Source organism: Rhodococcus sp. Leaf278, assembly GCF_001426085.1.
GTDB lineage: Bacteria > Actinomycetota > Actinomycetes > Mycobacteriales > Mycobacteriaceae > Rhodococcoides.
Window position 1 is genome coordinate 1 of the sequence record NZ_LMRR01000003.1, and the last position, 17,168, is coordinate 17,168.

Genomic DNA, 17,168 nt, shown 5'->3' on the forward strand with positions numbered 1-17,168 from the left:
GAAAGATCGGGACGACGAGCGTTCCCGGTAACGCACGAAACATTTCCGAAAGGCCTTACCGCTCGACTTGCATGTGTTAAGCACGCCGCCAGCGTTCGTCCTGAGCCAGGATCAAACTCTCCGTAAAAGACCTGCGAAACAACAACACCCACCCCAGAAAAGAGGCAAGACATTGCGAATCAGTCAAAGACATCAAGTCAAATCACTAGCAAATAAACTCAACTAGCATTTCAAAACAACACCCGACAACAACCACCACAAGCGGATGGCTGATACATCGAATGCTTTCACCAAAACAAAATTTCGGCACTGACATTCATCGACACACTGTTGAGTTCTCAAAGAACACGCACACACCATTGCCACCGTTTGGACGGTAACGCCGGGGCTTACACGCTCGAACCCCAGACATGGCTCATTACTTTCAAGCCTTGCCCGGGTTGTTCAGTGCATACTCCGTACAACCTCGTTGTCCCTGTCCGTGAAGACCGGGTCGGTGTCCGTGTCGCTCTGACTCGACAAAAGTTACGCGAAGACCAACGCTTACGCAAATCGCCTGGTCAGATGTAATTTCTATGTGAACATCTGACCAGCCGACCTTGCGCAGGCTCCGTCAGACGATCGCAACGGCGTCGATCTCGACCAACATCTCTTCTCTCGGCAGTCCGGTGAACACTGTAGTTCGACTCGGCAGTACGTCGCCGGAAGTATTCGCGGACACGAACGCGCCGTAGGCGTCGTTCATGATCGAGAAGTCCTCACGCTTGGTCAGGTACACGCGCAGCATCACGACATCGTCGAACGTCGCACCGCCGGCCTCGACGATGGCTTTGACGTTCTCGAGAGTGCGAGTGGTCTGCGCAGCGACATCGCCTGGATACAGGTATTCGCTGGTAGCTGGATCCACCGGGCCCTGTCCGGATACCTGCACGAACGGGCCCTTCCGCACTCCCTGAGAGAACGTGTGGGCGGGAGCCGGGGCTCCTGTGGTGCGAATTTCGATCTTCTCGCTCATTTCTTTCCTTCCATCGGGCTCTCGTCGGTTGTCGTACGGTCCTCGAGTTCCTGCGGCTGCCAGCCCAGTCCCTCGGAAATTACGGCCGCAGTTTTTTGCACCGCGGGCAGCGTCTCCAGCACTTGTTCATGGTCGAGGAGCATGTCGGGGACCGACATCGATACGGCTGCCACGACGTCGCCGGTTCCGTTGCGCACCGCGGAGGCGACGCAGTTGACGAACGACTCGTGCTCCTCGCGGTCCTCGGCGAATCCTTGTGCGAGGACTAGGTCCAGCTCACGCAGGTATTGCTCCGGCGTAGTGATGGTTCGTTCGGTGAACGGCGTGTAGGTGATGCGCTGCGCGATCTGCTCGCGCTCCACCTGCGGGCGTGCAGCGATCAAGATCTTCCCGACGGCCGTGCAGTGCAACGGCGCAGGCTTTCCGACACGCGAATACATCCGCACGCTCTGTTTGGCGTCGAATTTGTCGATGTAGATCACCTCCCCCGCTTCGTATGTCGCCAAGTGGATGGTCTGGCCGGTGATCGTGTTCAGTTCGGCCAGGTGCGGCCGGGCAATGCTTCGAATGTCGCGCTGTTCCAGTGCGTGGTTCGCCAACTCGAACAATCTCGATCCGAGTTGATACCGGTGATCGGCATCGTGCTGAACGAATCGGTCGCTTTCCATGGTGCGGAGCAACCGCAACACGGTGGTCTTGTGCACGTCGAGAACCGTCGCCAGCTCGTCCAACGATCTGGATCCGTCACCGAGCAGGCCGAGGATCGTCAGCGCCCGCGAGAGACTTTGACTCACCGCGACACCTCCGACAAGCGGGCGACGGTGGCCGCGTGGTCCAGCGTCGCCCATTCGGCGTCGTCCAGTTGGGCCAGTCTGATCAACACGTCGAGGGGCAGTACAGACGCGATATCGCCGTGCCCGGTGAGCGCACCCGCCGCACACAGATGTCCGAACCTCACACGCTCGACGGCACTCCTACCGAGCAGCAGCCCCGTCAGGAAGCCACCCGCGAAAGCATCTCCCGCACCGATTTTTTCGACAACATCGAGCCGGAGTGCCGGTACATCGACTCGAGCTGTGCCCTCGAATGCCGTCACCGTGTGCGCGTCGTTCTTGATCACCAGATGCTCCGGTTGCGGGAACATCCGCCGCAATTCGGCAGGATCCGACGTACCGAACACCAGCGCAGCTTCGTCGGACCCCATCGAGACCACATCGCTTCCGCGGACATGCTGGCCGAGGACGTCCGCGGCTGTGCCCGATCGGGACTTCCAGAGCGCCGGCCGATAGTTCAGATCGAAGCTGACGATGGCGGATCGGTCCATCAATGCACTGGTCAATTGGGCAGCACTGTCCGAGATGGCCACTGTGATTCCGGAGAAATGAATCAGGTCGGCTCGACATATCAATTCCGTAGCCGACTCACCGATTTCGGTGGGCGACAGTGCGCTCGCAGCGGAACCAGCGCGGAAGTAGGTCATAGCGCTCTCGCCGGACGCCAGGTCGTATCGGTCGCCGGAACCCGAGCCGCGTTCTTTGACGTACATGCCGGTGGGACGCTCGTCATCGATCGTCACGCCCGACGTGTCGACGCCTGCTTCCGCCAATTGTTTCACCAGGTACCGGCCGAAGCCGTCGTTGCCCACCCGAGAGACCCAGGCGGCGTCGACACCCAACTGAGCGAACACCCTGGCGACATTCGCTTCGGCACCGCCGGAGTTGCGGTGAAACGTTTCCGAGTTCTCCAGTGGACCCGTTTCGGCAACCAGAACAACGAGGCCTTCACCTACACACACCGCTTTGGGTGTTGTCACGTCGATCTCCTCGAAGTCTTGCGGGAACGCTGCATGTCGTTGCAGACTACAAAGCATAAACATATTGCGCAACTACCGTTGCATAATATGCAACGCCAACGAGATCTTTCACCAGGAGGACCTAACGTGATCGACACGGATGCCGTCGAGGGACTGAATCGACGAACCCTCGGGCCCGAGCACAAGTCGCTACCCCCACGTTCGTGGGGCCATACCGTCGAGAGCTTTCTCGCCACATCTCCTCGGCTGTCCGAGTTCACGACCCCGGTACTCACCCTCGATCGGGCGCGGATGGCGTCGAACATCTCGGTCATGGCCGACTGGACGGCACGCGCAGGGGTGCTGCTCGCGCCCCACGGCAAGACCTCGATGGCCCCTCAACTGTGGAAACAGCAACTCGATGCCGGAAGCTGGGCGATCACCCTCGCGACCGGATGGCAAGTTCAGCTGGCTCGCGCATTCGGGGTCGATCGCATCCTCCTCGCCAACGCCGAGATCGACCCCGTCGCGCTGCGGTGGGTTGCGGCCGAACTGGATTCGCATCCAACATTCGAGTTCTACTGCTGGGCAGACAGTGTTGCGACGGTGCACGAGATGGACCGCATTCTGGCGACGCAGGGGCAGCGCCCCATTCCGGTGATCGTCGAGCTCGGTGGTCCACACGGCCGAACCGGCGCACGCACGATCGAGGAAGCAATGTCGATTGCTCGTGCGATCGCGGCGTCGTCGCGACTGACCCTTGCCGGCGTCGGCGGCTACGAGGGAGCACTGAGCCACGACCGCTCCGAGGACGGCCTCGAGGCCGTCCGACACTATCTCGACCAGGTCGCAGATCTCCATCGTGCGCTCGACGCCGAATCGCTGTACGGCGAGCATGCCGTGGTGACCGCGGGCGGCAGCGCCTACCAAGATCTTGTTGTGGAGCGTCTGCATTCGCTCACCGAGGAAGATGGCGTGCGTACCGACGTGGTGCTTCGCTCGGGTGCCTACGTGGTGCACGACGACGGCTTCTACTCGCAGATCTCTCCGCTCACCCCCGCCCGCACCGACGACCCACTGACGTCGGCCATGCACGGATGGGCGCGCGCAGTCTCCCGCCCCGAGCCGGGCCTCGCATTGCTGGACGCAGGCAAGAGGGACTTCCCGTTCGACGAGGGAATGCCCGTGCCGCAACACATCAGAGGCAACGAGCTGCTCGACCCTGGAGCCGAGGTGACCGCTCTGAACGACCAACATGCGTTCCTACGACTACCGGCCGAGGACGCGGCGGCACTGCCCGTGGGATCGGTCGTTCGGCTGGGTCTGTCACATCCCTGCACCGCATTCGACAAATGGCGTCTCGTTCCCGTGATCGACGACGCGGACAGCGACGATCCACGAGTGGTCGATCTCGTTCACACATTCTTCTAGAGAGCCGAACTCCTATGCCCAGTACTCTCTTTCGAGGTGCCGACGTCATCGACGGCACCGGATCTCCGCGACTGCGGCGCGACGTCCTCGTACGCGACGGCGTGATCGCGTCGGTCATCGAGCCCGGAACTGTCCCCGGGGCCGACAGAATTGTCGACGCCTCGCCCGGTCACGTCCTCTCCCCCGGGTTCATCGATATGCACGCCCATTCGGACCTTCGATTGCTGACCGACCCCGATCATTTCCCGAAGATCAGTCAAGGCGTCACCACCGAGGTCATCGGGCAGGACGGCATCGCCTACGCGCCGATCGACGACGCCACACTCGACGTGGTGAGACGTCAGATCGCCGGCTGGAACGGCAATCCCGTCGACCTCGACTTCTCGTGGCGGTCGGTTTCGGAGTACCTCGCTCGGCTGGACCAGGGCATCACCCCGAACGCTGCGTATCTCGTCCCTCAGGGAACATTGCGGTACCTCGCGGTCGGTGCGGACCAGCGACCGGCGACGCCGTCCGAGATCGTCCACATGCAGGAATTGTTGGCGCAGGGCCTGCAAGAAGGTGCCGTCGGGATGTCCAGCGGGTTGACCTACACGCCCGGAATGTATGCGAGCACAAGCGAATTGCGCGCACTGTGTGAGGTTGTCGCCGACTTCGGTGGGTTCTACGCGCCGCACACTCGGTCGTACGGTGCCGGTGCGCTCGACGCATACCAGGAAATGCTCGATCTGTCCCGGGAGACGGGATGCGCGTTGCATCTGACGCACGCCACGATGAACTTCGGCGTCAATCGTGGAAGGGCACGTGAGTTCCTCGACCGCGTCGACTCGGCGATCGCAGACGGATGCGACGTCACCCTCGACACTTACCCCTATTTGCCCGGAGCCACCACACTGTCTGCGCTACTGCCGAGTTGGGCAATGTCCGGTGGCCCGGACCGAGCCCTGGAACGGCTCGACGATCCGGACATGCGGCAACGCATCGAGCGTGATGTCGACGTGAACGGGTCCGACGGCTGCCACGGAGTCACGGTCGAGTGGGACACCATCCAACTCAGTGGTGTGGCCAATCCCGAACTCGATCGCTACGTGGGCCGCACGATGGCCGACATAGCGGCCGACGAGGGACGCTCACCGGTGACCGTGTTCTTCGACCTCCTTCGCCGGGATGCGCTGGCCACGACCATTTTGCAGCACGTCGGTCACGAGGAGAACGTGCGCGAGATCATGGCGCATCCACACCACATGGGTGGCAGCGACGCGATCCTGGTCGGCGAGAAACCGCACCCACGCGCATGGGGAACCTTCCCCCGCTACCTCGGACACTACGTGCGCGAGGAGCAGCTTCTTTCGTTGGAGGACTGCATCAACCACCTGACCGGACGCCCGGCTGCTCGGCTACGGCTGCACGGGCGCGGCACGATTGCCGAAGGCCATGCGGCCGATCTCGTCCTGTTCGACCCGACGACAGTCCGCGATACGGCCACCTTCGAGAACCCGAAGCAACAGGCCGAGGGAATCAGCCACGTCATGGTGAACGGCGTATTCGCCATCGACGATCGCCGTCCCACTCACGCACTGGCAGGCCACGCCCTGCGCATGGATTCCACCGGAAAGCAGACGTCATGAACGCCCTGTCGACAATTCTCGAGGACCGCGCCTTGGCGGTGGTCCGAGCCCCGCACATCTCCGATCCCGCAGCATTGGCAGATGCGCTCGCGCGCGGGGGAATTCACGCACTCGAACTGACCTTCACCACTCCGGGAGTCCTCGATCTGATCCGCGACGCGTCGGATGCCGGTGCCGTCGTAGGAGCCGGTACGGTTCTGACGGCCGATCAGGCACGGGCCGCGGTCGACGCGGGTGCACGCTTCGTCGTGACGCCGGGGCTGCGACCCGAGGTCGCCGCAGTGGTCACGGACGCAGGGATTCCGCTGATGATGGGAGCGCTGAGCCCGTCGGAGGTGATGACCGCCCTCGATCTCGGGGCGGACGCAGTCAAGATATTTCCTGCACGCACTGTCGGGCCCGCGTATTTCAAGGATCTGCTCGGGCCGTTTCCGGACGCCCGACTCGTTCCGTCCGGCGGCGTGAACGCGGGAAACGCCGCCCAATTTCTCGCGGCCGGTGCCGTGGCCGTGACCGCAGGCACCGATGTGGTTTCACCGGCGTCGGTCACCGAAGCCCAGTGGGACGACATCACTGCACGAGCGAAGGCGTTCGTGGCAGCTATCAGCGCAGACATCAAGAAAGGCTCGAAATGAATTCTGTGGTCGACTGGCTCAGAACCTCCACCCCCGGTCTACTCGTACTGTGCGGCATCGCAATTGCCGTGCTACTGGTGGTGATCATCAAGGTCAAGCTCGAACCGTTCATCGCGCTGCTCATCGTCGGTCTCGGGCTCGCTCTTGCCGCGGGTCTGCCGGTCAACGAGATAGTCGGCACGGCGATCAAGAGCAACGAGTCGTTACTCGAAACCGGGTTCGGGGGAATTCTCGGGCACATCGCGGTGATCATCGGGCTGGGTACTGTCCTGGGCGCGATCCTCGAAAAGTCGGGTGGAGCACAGGCATTGACCGCAAAGCTCCTGGGCGTGTTCGGAGAACGCGGTGCACCCATAGCAATGGGCCTGCTGGGCTTGATCTTCGGCATTCCGGTGTTCTTCGACATCGGTATCTTCGTGCTTGCACCGCTGGTCTACGTGGCGGCACGGCAGGGCGGAAAGTCGCTGGTCCTCTACGCGCTGCCGATGCTGGCAGGTCTGTCCATGACACACGCCTTCCTTCCTCCGCATCCCGGTCCTGTTGCCCTCGGCGGCTTGCTCGAAGTGAACTTGGGATGGCTCATCCTGTTCGGATTCATCTGCGGCATTCCAGGATTCGTCGCGGCAGGCCTGGTGTGGGGTAACTGGATCGGTAAGCGCATCATCGTCGACGTTCCCGAGGACTTCATCAATGACGGAGACGACACGACCGCCGAGGGCGGCGGTGCAGGCACGGTGGCAACGAAGCGTCCGGTGATCACGACGCCGCCGTCGGTGGGAACCATCGGAGCAATCATTGCCGTTCCGCTGGTCCTGATCCTCGGTGCCACGTTCGGCAGCATCCTGCTCGATCCGGGAAACCTTCTCGAAGTACTGACGTTCTTCGGCACACCGGCCGTCGCGCTTCTCATCGCAGTTCTCATCGCGTTCTACGTACTGGGCATTCGCCGCGGATCCACGGTCCAGGAACTCAGCAAGCTGACCGGAGAGTCGCTACGTCCGGTGGGCATGTTGCTGCTCGTCGTCGGGGCAGGCGCGTTCTTCGGAAAGGTCATCTCCGCCACGGGTATCGGCACGGCCCTGGCCGACACCATGGCGGCCGCAGGTCTTCCCATCATCGTGTTGGCGTACATCATCAGCTGTGCGCTCCGAGTCGCCCAGGGGTCGGCGACCGTGGCCATCGTGACCACCGGCGGCATTGTCGGACCGCTGGTGGCAGCTCAGGACTACTCCGCCCCGGCCGTTGCGTTGATTGCCATGTCCATCGCAGCGGGCTCGATCATCGCCAGCCACGTAAACGACGGCGGATTCTGGATCATCTCCAAGTTCTTCAATCTCACCGTGAAACAGACGCTCCAGACGTGGACGGTCCTCGAGACGATTCTGTCCGTGGTCAGCTTCGCCGTCGCGGGAATACTTTTCGCGATCATCGCCTAGAGCCAGTCGCGCGGTTATGTGCCCCGGGCGGTGCCTAATCGCGCCACTGCGTCCGCACCTGATCACCGACGAAATGTGTGTTCTCGGCGGACATTTCCCGGCTACCCGATCGGCCCACCAGATCGTCGATCCGATCGTCCAGACTGTGGGCACGGGTCATTGCGTCGGACGTTCGAGCCTCACCTTCGGACGACTCGACCAGATTCGCCAGACGAACCAGCGCAGCTACCCGACCGGTCAACTGCGACCACACCACTTCCAGTGCGCCACGCCGTGATTCGACCTGAGCGGCAGTCTCCTCGTCGACCATCGTCTCACCGATCCGATTCAGCTCGGTCGCTACCGCACGCAGCGACGTGGCGTCGACCGAGATCTCGGTGAGCTCGACGAACAGGTCGAGCTGATTGCGCTGAATCTCGAAATACGTGGACTGCCATGCCGGCGAACGACGCACACGGTCGAACGATGTGCCCGCAAGAAAAAGCAAAGTGTCGTATCGATCGACGAACCGATCGTCCTTGCGATCGACGAACTGATCGACCACGCCGGTCGCCCACTCGACGCGGTCACCCACAGGAGTTCGGCGCGCAAGCGTGCTCACGCGGTCCGCGGCCGCATCCACCAACGACAAGCCGCGCTCCGCAACTGGACCGAACCTGCGCGGTGCAGGCGTCTTCATCAACGCGTCGAAGACCGCATCTCGCTGGTCGAGATCGAGATGCAGACCTTCTCGACGCTCCTTGCGTGCTGCTCGCACCCCAGTGGCGTAGTGCCGATTCGACATGACCACGGTGGTGCGCTGATGGTTGATGCGCTTGGTCAACTCGGCAACCCGCAAGCGATACACGAGCGCCGACCCTGGCTTGCTCGTCGTGTCCTTGGCAAGCCATCGATCGCGCTCGTCGACCAGATTTCGCAGTGTGCCGAACCCCCCGATCGACGGCAGTGTGCGGCCGGAATGCCATCGATTGATCAGCACCGCACGGGTGGGCTCGTCCACTCGCCCGGCTGCGACAGCGATGGCGGCCGCGTCGGACAGCGGCTCGGAGTGCCCGAGCAACCGGCAGTCGGCACAGCGACTGTGCACCTCGGCGTCGAGTCGGGCGCGCTGCTCGGCCGACCCACTGCCATCGAACTCGGACATCGTTTCTCCTAGGTCACGCCCAACGGTCGCTGGTCCGTCCGCTTTCGAGTGTTCCAGAAGTTCAGATCAGCCCGCGGAGCGATTGCTCGGTGTGTGGCTTCTTCTCCGCGAGAAGCGTGCGCGCGGTGTCCAGACCTTCCCAGACGTTCCACATCAGCACGCCGCGCACGACGGCCTCGTCGTCGAGGTAGTAGACGACGCCTTCCTTACCGACCGTCTTCCAATCCTCGACGGTGCTCAACGATGTGGAGAGCGTGCCGATGGCCTGGTATCCGTCGTCGTAGATGTCGGAGTAGAAGTACGGGGTGTACGAGTAGGGCTCGGCGGCACCGGCCATGTTGCGTCCGGCAGCCTTGCCCATCTCCGTGGCGTTGTCCACGTGCTCGACCCGCCTGCGTCCGAGAATGGCGTCGGGATAGCTCGCCACGTCACCGGCGGCGTAGACGTGGTCGTCCTCGGTCCTCAAGAACTCGTCGACGACGATGCCGTCGTCCACTGTCAGTCCGGCAGCGTCGGCCAGTTCGGTGCTCGGCCGCACCCCCAGACCGAATACGACGCCGTCCGCTTCGATTGCGGTGCCGTCGTCGAGTTGCAGCTGTACGCGAGCCGACGCCTCCGCACCGGAGGTCACTTTCGCTCCTCGGCGCACGGTCACACCGTGATCGGCGAATCCCTTGTCGAAGACGGCAGCCAGGCTCGGCGGAAACATGTGGCCACCGACTACGGCGTCGGACGTCACGAGAGTGACCTTGACGCCTTGGAGAGACAGGGCAGCGGCGATCTCGGTGCCGATGTAGCCGCCGCCGACCACGACGATGTGATCGGCGGTTTTCGTCAGTTCGCGCAGTGCCCGGTAGTCGGCGAAGGTGCGGAAGTACACCACCCGCGGGCTGGGCGCGAGTTCGATTTTCGTCGGTTCGGCTCCCGTTGCCAAGAGCAAGGTCCCGTACTCGTAGCGCTCTCCGTTGTCCGTCGTCACCGAGGAACCCGCCCGGTCGATCGACGTGACCCGAGTCCCGGTGAACACCTTGGCGTCGGTGTCGGAGGCGGTGTCCAGCGGAACCTGATCGCGACCGAAGTCCGAGTCCGTCCACAGCTTCTTCGACAGCGCAGGCCGGGTGTACGGCTCGTCGGAATCCGCCCCGAGAATTCCGATGGACCCGGCGGTGTCGTGCTCGCGTATTCCGCGGGCGGCACTGTCGGCCACCATTCCTCCGCCGATGATCAGGTAGTCGTACTGCATCGTTCGCTCCTCGTTCTCTACGTGATTCGACTCGTGGGTTACCCGGAACCACGCAGTCACAATCCCGCCGGCAGTCCCCGGGGAATTGCCTGCAAACCGGGGGAACCGACCGGACTGTATCGAGCATCACACCCTCGAGAGGTTGGCCCAGGCCGGTCGAGTGGGCATCTTGGACTGGGCGACGAAACATCGTTTTAACTCGAGTCGGGCTGTAACGGTTCCGTTCGGCAGAACGACTCACACCTCAGGACGCGAACAAAAGGAGACGATGTGACTGTTCAGATCGATTCGCTGGCAATTGGCACCGATACCGCCGACATTGCAACAACCGACGTCGACCAGCTCTTCGACGAGGTAGCAACGCTCGACGCCACCATCCTCGACGCCATCGAGCGTCGCACGCGCATGGCGCACACCCTCGCCGCGGCGACTTCCGATGCCAGCGCGTCGGATTCCGCTGCCGATACTTTCCTCGATCTCGGCAACGACGGACGCGTGTTCTCACGGATGCTGTCGCGCCTCGCTCAGATCGCCCGGTAACGCTTCACACCCCCTTCAGCTTCGCAGTCCGCGACCCCGTCGAGCATGTGCTCGGCGGGGTCGCGTCATGTCCGGGAAGGGTCACCGGTGATTTTCGGCATCGGCAGCTGTCAGTAGAAGCAAGACCGTTGTTCGACGGTTCACCGCAAGCTGGTTCCCATAGAAAAGGTGCACCCATGTCTCGCATGCTGTTCGCCAACATGCCCGTTCGCGACGTCGTCGCCACCCGTTCGTTCTTCGAGGGGCTCGGGTTCGCATTCAACGACATCTTCAGCGACGAAAACACCGCCTCCATGATCGTCAGCGATCAGGCCACGGTGATGTTTCTGGCCACCTCGCGTTTCGAGGACTTCATCTCCGATTCGATCTGCGACACGAGCTCGGCTCGCGAGGTCCTGATGTGCATCTCCGCCGACAGCCGCGACGAAGTGGATTCACTCACCGACGCAGCCATCGCTGCGGGCGGGTCCACGTGGATGGAGCCCCAGGATCATAGGTTCATGTACGGGCGAGCGTTCCGGGACCTCGACAACCACGTCTGGGAAGTGATGTGGATGGACCCGTCAGCCGTTCCGGAGAGCTGAGGAGCAGGCGTTCAGAGGCGGTCGGGCAGGCCGAATCGATCGAACAGAGTCAGATCGAAGAAGCAGGCCACGTGCCCCACCCCTCTGGCGTCGACGTCGAGAACGTGTAGCTGGAACGGCCGATGCACGCCGTCCTCGCCCCGCATGTACAGCCCGTACGCGGGTTGGCCGTTGGCACGCGTAGGCCTCATCCGCATGTCGCCCGCGCCGTTGGCAGGGCAATTGTTTCGGATGAGTGATCCGATAGTCTCGGCACCCTGGTACCACCCGACGAACGGCGGCATCTCCCACACCGCATCCGAGGTGAACAGAGTCACCAAGCGGTCGATGTCGTAGTTCTCGAAACACTCCACATACTGCTTCAGCAGTTCCTGCAGCTCGTCGGATCCGATGGGCTCGACATCGTCGAGTTCGGGCGCAATCTCGTCGAGTCTCTCCCTGGCTCGCTGCAGCAAGCTGTTGACCGCGGTTGTCGTCGTGGCGAGAACCTCGGCAACCTCCGACGCCTTCCACTGCAGTACCTCGCGCATCAACAAGACAGCCCGCTGCCGGGGAGACAGGTGTTGCAGTGATGCGACCAAGGCGAGGCGCACCGATTCCCGCGCAACCACGATCGAGGCGGGATCGCTCGAATCGGCCAGATCCGAATCGGCGATCGGTTCGAGCCACGGAACCTCGTTGTTCTGTACGAGTTCGTCGGTAGGGCCGGAACTCGGTGCCCCCAAGCCGGTCGGGAGCGGACGCTTGGACCGACCGTCCAGGGCAGTGAGACACGTGTTGGTGGCGATTCGATACAGCCAGGTACGCAGGGACGAGCGCCCCTCGTATTTCGCGTACCCCCGCCACGCGCGAATGTACGTCTCCTGCAACAGATCCTCGGCGTCGTGAATCGATCCGGTCATGCGGTAGCAGTGCGCGAGTAGCTCTCGACGGAACGGATCGAACTGCGCCACGAAGTCGTCCTGCTGCACGGAGGCCACGGTCATGCCGCACAGCTTAGACCGGAGGCAGACGCGCCACAGCTCGAATGCGCGCCACACAAAGGTTTGCCCACATATCTGCGTTAACCTCGGCTTTGTGACATCGGCAACGAGCATCGACGACTTGGTCGAGGAGCTGTACCTGCACCGGCGTCGGGCGTGGGAAGCCGCTCTCGTCACCGCGCAGAACTTCCTCGAGACCATCGCCGACGAGATACTCGAAGACGTCGACCGTGATCGACTGAATGCACAGACGGCACGCATCAAGGATCCTGGACGATCCGCCGACAAGTTGCGCCGCTATGTCTCCGAGGGCCGGATCACCGAGCCGACCGACGCGGACGCCGTTGCCGAAGCCCTTCCCGATCTGGTCGGCGTCAAGGTGTTGTGCAAGACCCCGCGCGATCAACTGACGTTCGTCGCAGCGCTGGAGCGTGCGTGCAACGACCCGGAATGTTCGGTGCGGTTCGCGCAACCACCCACCGACTATGTCGCCTTCCCCAAACCCAGCGGTTACCGCGCCTATCACGCCGTGCTGGTCGTTCGAGTGGCAACGCATCAGGGCGACCTCGATGTGAAGGTGGAAGTGCAGGTCAAAACGCGCCTGCAGGACGCGTGGGGCGAGCTGACCCACGAGGACATGTACAAGCCCGGCGAGGCGCTCAAGCCCACCAAGAAGCACACCGATTACGCCGCGCACATGGCCCACCTGCTCGACCAGGTGGATGCGATGGCGGACGATCTCGCGGCGCAGCTCGACTCGTTGACCGCCGCCTCGAAGGACGGCGGTGTCCTCTCGGCCGATCCGATCCCGAAGGATCCGGATTTCATTCGTGCCCGGGTCACCCGCACCGGCCCCCGGTACGCGCTGGCCGTCGGCCCGGATGGACGCCGAGGGCTGGTACCCGCCCGGTCGGTGAAAGCCGTCATCGGCTCGACCGACCGCATCGCCGTCGACAATTACCTGGAGGTCGGCGACTACATCGATGTGGTGGTCGAGGATTCCGAGGACGCGCTGTACTACCACCTCACCTCTCAACCGCCGCGTCGCAAACCCGCGAAGAAGCGTAAGCGCTGACCTGCGGTTCTCAGGAACATCTCACATCCGTGCTGTAGACATCCGTTCTCGTGACCACTACCGAGAAATCCACGGTCGTCACCTGCGTCGGCGTCGACCCTGTGGCCGACTGGCGTAGGAAGATCCGTACTGCCGAGACATTGGTGCCGGCGCTCGCATTCGTCGTGTTGGCACCTCTGTACGCGACGATGTCCGTGCTCGGTCATCGTCAACTCCGCACGTCCGGATTCGATCTGGGGATTTTCGTCCAGCAGGTCGCGTCGTATTCGCAGTTTCGTGCACCGACCTCCGATCTACTGGGTACCGGCTACAACACGCTCGGCGATCACTTCTCGCCCATCACCGCGCTGCTGGGACCCGTCTATCGGGTGTTTCCGCACGCCGAGACCTTGCTGATCGCCCAAGCCGTGCTGTTCGCGTCGGCCGTGATCCCCATCAGCAGGCTGGCAACACACAAGTTCGGTGCCGCCACCGGTGTCGCGATCTCGGCAGCGTTCGGACTGTCCTGGGGCGTTCAAGCCGCGCTGAATTTCGACTTCCACGAAGTGGCATTCGCGATGCCTCTACTGGCGATGTCGATGGTTGCCCTCGTTCGTCAGCGCTGGCTGCCTGCCCTGGCCTGGGCTCTGCCGCTGGTCTTCGTCAAGGAGGACATGGGTCTGACGGTCGTCGTGATCGGCGCACTCGTAGCGCTGTGGACGAGCGGCCGAACTCGAATTCTCGGGGCACTGACAGCTGCATGGGGCCTGACCTGGGTGATCCTGGCCGTCAAGGTGATCATCCCGATGCTCAGCTCCGACAACTCGTACGACCAGGGCTCCAAGCTGCCTCCACTGGGTGAAGGCATCGCCGACACCGCGCACGGCTTGGTTGCCGGCGATTCGCGGGCGGCCACCGCCTTTCTGCTGCTCGCCGTCACCGGATTCTTCGCGTTGCGCTCCCCGCTCCTGCTGATCGCCGTCCCGACGGTCGCCTGGCGCTTTCTCAGTGACAACACCAACTTCTGGAAGCCGATCTACCACTACAACGCGATCCTGATGGTGATCGTGTTCGCTGCCCTGCTCGACGCGTTCGCACGCAGTCACCGCCACGGTCAGCTCACCGAACGCGGCCGTCACTACATCGTCGCGTTCGTGGCCGCTTTCGCAGTCGTTGCGTTGCCGTTCCTCCCCATGGCACGCATGGTGCACGCACAGGAATGGACGATCGATCCGCAGGCCGCTACCGCCCGGGAGATCTCGGAATGGATTCCCGCCGATGATCGGGTTTCGGCGTCGAACAATCTGGTGGCCCAACTCGTCGCCGATCACGACGTCTCGGTCTTTCCTCAACGTGCAACCGATTCGACCGTCCCGGACTGGATCGTCGTCAACCGGGCGCGGCCGGCGGGCTGGCCGACGGACGAGGCCGGCGACCGTCAGGCGATCGACCGGGCACTGTCCACCGGGTACGACGTCGCCTACTCGCTCGACGGTATCGAGGTCCTGCACCGCAGCTCGAGCGGTCCCCGTTAGGGTTCGATAGGTTCGACCCTCCACCCGTCACAGACAGTGACGACGGCAAGTGCAAGGCAGGTACAGGACATCGACGCTGCAACCGGCGATCTCGGCACCACCAAGGCCGCATCCAAACGGTCACCGTGGAATCGGAAGAATCCCTATCGCGCACAGATCATCGGCAATCGACGCCTGTCCGGTCCCACATCGGCGAAGGAAGTTCGGGGCTTCGCGATCGCGCTGGGCGACAGCGGTATCGCCTACCAAGCCGGCGATGGTTTCGCCGTCAAACCTGTCAACGACGCAGCACTGGTCGCGGCTGTCGTCGACCGCCTCGGAGTGCCCGCCGATACCGCCGTGCACACCAAGTCCGGTGAAATTACACTCGAGCAGGCGCTGACGACAGAGTACGAAATCGGCATCCCGTCCATGGATCTGATCGAGGCCGTGGCCGAACATGCCGGCGACGCCGAACTCGATCACATACTGCAGAACGGCGACCGCGCATCGTTCGACGCGTGGACGTGGGGACGTGACGTTGTGGACGTTCTGGATCTCGACCGGTCGCCCGCCTTCGATCCCGCCGAATTCCTCGGCTTGCTGCGTCCTCTGCAACATCGTGTCTATTCGATTTCGTCGTCACCGATCGCCCACGAAGGCACCGTGCATCTGACGGTGTCCACCGTCCGATACCGGTCGGCCGAGCGCGACCGCGGTGGCGTCTGTTCGACGTACCTCGCCGATCGAGTCGGCGATGGCAACGAAGCAGGTGTATTCCTGTCGGCCAACAAGTCGTTCCGCCTGCCCGCCGACGACACCCCGATCATCATGATCGGGCCCGGAACCGGAGTAGCACCGTTTCGAGCATTTCTGCACGAGCGGCGCGCGCGAGGTGCCACCGGAGACAACTGGCTGTTCTTCGGAGATCAGCATCGGGCGAGCGATTTTCTCTACGAGGACGAACTCGTCGAGTTCGAGCGCGACGGTCTGCTGAGCCGACTCGATGTCGCGTTCTCGCGCGATCAGCACGAGAAGATCTACGTGCAGCACCGCATGCTCGAGGCCGGCAAGCAGCTGTACGGCTGGCTAGAGGCGGGCGCGCACTTCTACGTCTGCGGCGACGCGGCTCGTATGTCGAAGGGCGTCGACGAAGCTCTGCACGAGATCGTCGCCGAGCACGGCGGCCGCTCCCCCGACGCCGCCGAGGACTACGTCAACGAACTCAAGCAAACCAAGCGCTACCTGCGCGACGTCTACTGACATTCCCGTTCTTGTCGGACCCCCTCGCTACCGTCTGAACCCACAGGCATCAGTTCTCGTCCGAGAAGAGGGTTTGCACCGTGAACGCACTGCAGAACGGCCATTTCGACTCCACTACTGCGCTCGCGTGGGCCACGTTCACCGAGAATCTTCACGCGTGCCTTCGGTCGCTGCCGAGAGGTGACTACATCACGGTCACTGCCGCTCAGGCCAGCCCCGGCGAACGTGGTGTGCGGCCGTACATCGACGTGGCAGCAACGGACACCGGAGCACTGATCACCGTGGCGGCAATTCCGTCGCTGCTCTACCCGGATGCCCCGGAGACGTCCAGCATGGACGTCCAGTTGGTGGGATTCGGATGGTTGAACCGCGGTAAGCCGATCGCCGACGGATCGGTCATCGATCTCACGCGAACCGACTCGCGAGCCGATACCGCGCTCGTGGCCGAGATGATCACTCGTGCGTTCTGCGAGATCTGGAACGTTCCGCACCCCTCGTTCCTCAGTGTCTGGGGTGTCGCAGCCGACGGCGTGTCATCCGGTCCGCGGGACCTGCAGCGGGGGCTCGTCGCCCCTGCGCCCGAGACCGCCATGCCGCTCGACCGTTCCGAGACACCCACCGAGGTTCCTGCCGAGCTGGGCTCGCTGCAAGCGTTGTGCCAGTTGATCGGTCGACGGGTCGACCCACACACCGTTCGATCCGTCTGCACCGACGGTGACCTCGACGAACTGAAAGCTCGTGCCGTTGCCCTCCATCGCTCGGCGGCCGGGCAGGCCCGTCGATCGGCCGCCGCGGGTCGAGACGACTCGGTGGCTGCGTTGGCCAATCTGGCCCGCACCTGGCTGTCGGTCGCACGAAGCATCGATGCCGCGATGACTGTGGCCCGGCACGCCTGCCGCTGACCGA

16 protein-coding genes and 1 rRNA gene are annotated in these 17,168 nt (G+C 63.1%); 10 read left to right on the forward strand and 7 right to left on the reverse strand.

Annotated features, from left to right (window positions below; all coding sequences use genetic code 11):
- The 4 genes from ASG84_RS27885 to ASG84_RS04395 all read right to left on the reverse strand — a co-directional run.
- Positions 1–127: ribosomal RNA gene (locus ASG84_RS27885) — 16S ribosomal RNA — on the reverse strand; the annotation flags it as partial.
- Positions 128–613: 486 nt separating this feature from the next.
- The gene (locus tag ASG84_RS04385; protein ID WP_057475818.1) at positions 614–1,015 is read right to left on the reverse strand and encodes a RidA family protein; all 402 of its coding nucleotides are present in this window, start codon (positions 1,013–1,015) and stop codon (positions 614–616) included.
- A complete protein-coding gene (locus ASG84_RS04390; protein WP_057475819.1) occupies positions 1,012–1,809 on the reverse strand; it encodes an IclR family transcriptional regulator in 798 nt (265 codons plus the stop codon). The genes ASG84_RS04385 and ASG84_RS04390 overlap by 4 nt, the downstream gene beginning before the upstream one ends.
- Entirely contained in the window at positions 1,806–2,828 is a 1,023-nt protein-coding gene (locus ASG84_RS04395) for a sugar kinase (RefSeq protein ID WP_235581528.1), read from the reverse strand. Before ASG84_RS04395 ends, ASG84_RS04390 begins: the two co-directional genes overlap by 4 nt.
- 87 nt (positions 2,829–2,915) lie before the next feature.
- On the opposite strand from ASG84_RS04395, the gene ASG84_RS04400 reads away from it, so the two are divergent.
- The 4 genes from ASG84_RS04400 to ASG84_RS04415 are packed head-to-tail and all read left to right on the forward strand — an operon-like array spanning position 2,916 to position 7,937.
- Complete coding sequence (locus tag ASG84_RS04400) at positions 2,916–4,238, forward strand: alanine racemase (RefSeq protein ID WP_057475821.1); 1,323 nt, start codon at positions 2,916–2,918, stop codon at positions 4,236–4,238.
- A gap of 14 nt (positions 4,239–4,252) precedes the next feature.
- The gene (locus ASG84_RS04405) at positions 4,253–5,866 is read left to right on the forward strand and encodes an N-acyl-D-amino-acid deacylase family protein (protein WP_057475822.1); all 1,614 of its coding nucleotides are present in this window, start codon (positions 4,253–4,255) and stop codon (positions 5,864–5,866) included.
- Complete coding sequence (locus tag ASG84_RS04410) at positions 5,863–6,501, forward strand: bifunctional 4-hydroxy-2-oxoglutarate aldolase/2-dehydro-3-deoxy-phosphogluconate aldolase (RefSeq protein WP_057475823.1); 639 nt, start codon at positions 5,863–5,865, stop codon at positions 6,499–6,501. Before ASG84_RS04405 ends, ASG84_RS04410 begins: the two co-directional genes overlap by 4 nt.
- A complete protein-coding gene (locus ASG84_RS04415) occupies positions 6,498–7,937 on the forward strand; it encodes a GntP family permease (RefSeq protein WP_057475824.1) in 1,440 nt (479 codons plus the stop codon). Before ASG84_RS04410 ends, ASG84_RS04415 begins: the two co-directional genes overlap by 4 nt.
- Positions 7,938–7,971: 34 nt before the next feature.
- Here ASG84_RS04415 and ASG84_RS04420 read toward each other — a convergent pair whose 3' ends face one another.
- Positions 7,972–9,081: a hypothetical protein gene (locus ASG84_RS04420; protein ID WP_057475825.1), complete on the reverse strand. Its 1,110-nt coding sequence runs from the start codon at positions 9,079–9,081 to the stop codon at positions 7,972–7,974.
- Positions 9,082–9,142: 61 nt separating this feature from the next.
- Positions 9,143–10,324 carry an NAD(P)/FAD-dependent oxidoreductase gene (locus tag ASG84_RS04425; protein WP_057475826.1) on the reverse strand — a complete coding sequence of 394 codons (1,182 nt, stop codon included), beginning with the start codon at positions 10,322–10,324 and terminating at the stop codon, positions 9,143–9,145.
- A 270-nt stretch (positions 10,325–10,594) separates the two neighbouring features.
- Between ASG84_RS04425 and ASG84_RS04430 the strand changes: the two genes are divergently transcribed.
- Both ASG84_RS04430 and ASG84_RS04435 read left to right on the forward strand, forming a co-directional pair.
- Positions 10,595–10,864, forward strand: coding sequence for a hypothetical protein (locus ASG84_RS04430; protein ID WP_057475827.1), 270 nt, complete (start codon positions 10,595–10,597; stop codon positions 10,862–10,864).
- Positions 10,865–11,040: 176 nt separating this feature from the next.
- Complete coding sequence (locus ASG84_RS04435; RefSeq protein WP_057475828.1) at positions 11,041–11,448, forward strand: VOC family protein; 408 nt, start codon at positions 11,041–11,043, stop codon at positions 11,446–11,448.
- A gap of 11 nt (positions 11,449–11,459) precedes the next feature.
- On the opposite strand, the gene ASG84_RS04440 is transcribed toward ASG84_RS04435, so the two are convergent.
- Positions 11,460–12,434, reverse strand: a complete 975-nt coding sequence (locus ASG84_RS04440; protein WP_057475829.1) for a sigma-70 family RNA polymerase sigma factor — start codon at positions 12,432–12,434, stop codon at positions 11,460–11,462.
- A 91-nt stretch (positions 12,435–12,525) separates the two neighbouring features.
- On the opposite strand from ASG84_RS04440, the gene ASG84_RS04445 reads away from it, so the two are divergent.
- The 4 genes from ASG84_RS04445 (at position 12,526) to ASG84_RS04460 (ending at position 17,164) form a co-directional block, all read left to right on the forward strand.
- Entirely contained in the window at positions 12,526–13,506 is a 981-nt protein-coding gene (locus tag ASG84_RS04445) for a GTP pyrophosphokinase (RefSeq protein ID WP_057475830.1), read from the forward strand.
- 50 nt (positions 13,507–13,556) lie between these two features.
- Positions 13,557–15,020, forward strand: coding sequence for a DUF2079 domain-containing protein (locus ASG84_RS04450; protein WP_057475831.1), 1,464 nt, complete (start codon positions 13,557–13,559; stop codon positions 15,018–15,020).
- Positions 15,021–15,056: 36 nt separating this feature from the next.
- Complete coding sequence (locus ASG84_RS04455) at positions 15,057–16,262, forward strand: sulfite reductase subunit alpha (protein WP_235581529.1); 1,206 nt, start codon at positions 15,057–15,059, stop codon at positions 16,260–16,262.
- An 80-nt stretch (positions 16,263–16,342) separates the two neighbouring features.
- Positions 16,343–17,164 (forward strand): TY-Chap domain-containing protein, encoded by an 822-nt coding sequence (locus ASG84_RS04460; protein WP_057475833.1) that lies wholly within the window; start codon positions 16,343–16,345, stop codon positions 17,162–17,164.
- The last annotated feature ends 4 nt before the right edge of the window (positions 17,165–17,168 follow it).

What these genes read in the sequence shown, in the direction of transcription:
- ASG84_RS04385 (WP_057475818.1), bottom strand. Translation starts at nt 1,015, where the DNA reads ATGAGCGAGAAGATCGAAATTCGCACCACAGGAGCCCCGGCTCCCGCC.
- ASG84_RS04435 (WP_057475828.1), top strand. Translation starts at nt 11,041, where the DNA reads ATGTCTCGCATGCTGTTCGCCAACATGCCCGTTCGCGACGTCGTCGCC.
- ASG84_RS04415 (WP_057475824.1), top strand. Translation starts at nt 6,498, where the DNA reads ATGAATTCTGTGGTCGACTGGCTCAGAACCTCCACCCCCGGTCTACTC.
- ASG84_RS04425 (WP_057475826.1), bottom strand. Translation starts at nt 10,324, where the DNA reads ATGCAGTACGACTACCTGATCATCGGCGGAGGAATGGTGGCCGACAGT.
- ASG84_RS04410 (WP_057475823.1), top strand. Translation starts at nt 5,863, where the DNA reads ATGAACGCCCTGTCGACAATTCTCGAGGACCGCGCCTTGGCGGTGGTC.
- ASG84_RS04440 (WP_057475829.1), bottom strand. Translation starts at nt 12,434, where the DNA reads ATGACCGTGGCCTCCGTGCAGCAGGACGACTTCGTGGCGCAGTTCGAT.
- ASG84_RS04420 (WP_057475825.1), bottom strand. Translation starts at nt 9,081, where the DNA reads ATGTCCGAGTTCGATGGCAGTGGGTCGGCCGAGCAGCGCGCCCGACTC.
- ASG84_RS04400 (WP_057475821.1), top strand. Translation starts at nt 2,916, where the DNA reads ATGCAACGCCAACGAGATCTTTCACCAGGAGGACCTAACGTGATCGAC.
- ASG84_RS04405 (WP_057475822.1), top strand. Translation starts at nt 4,253, where the DNA reads ATGCCCAGTACTCTCTTTCGAGGTGCCGACGTCATCGACGGCACCGGA.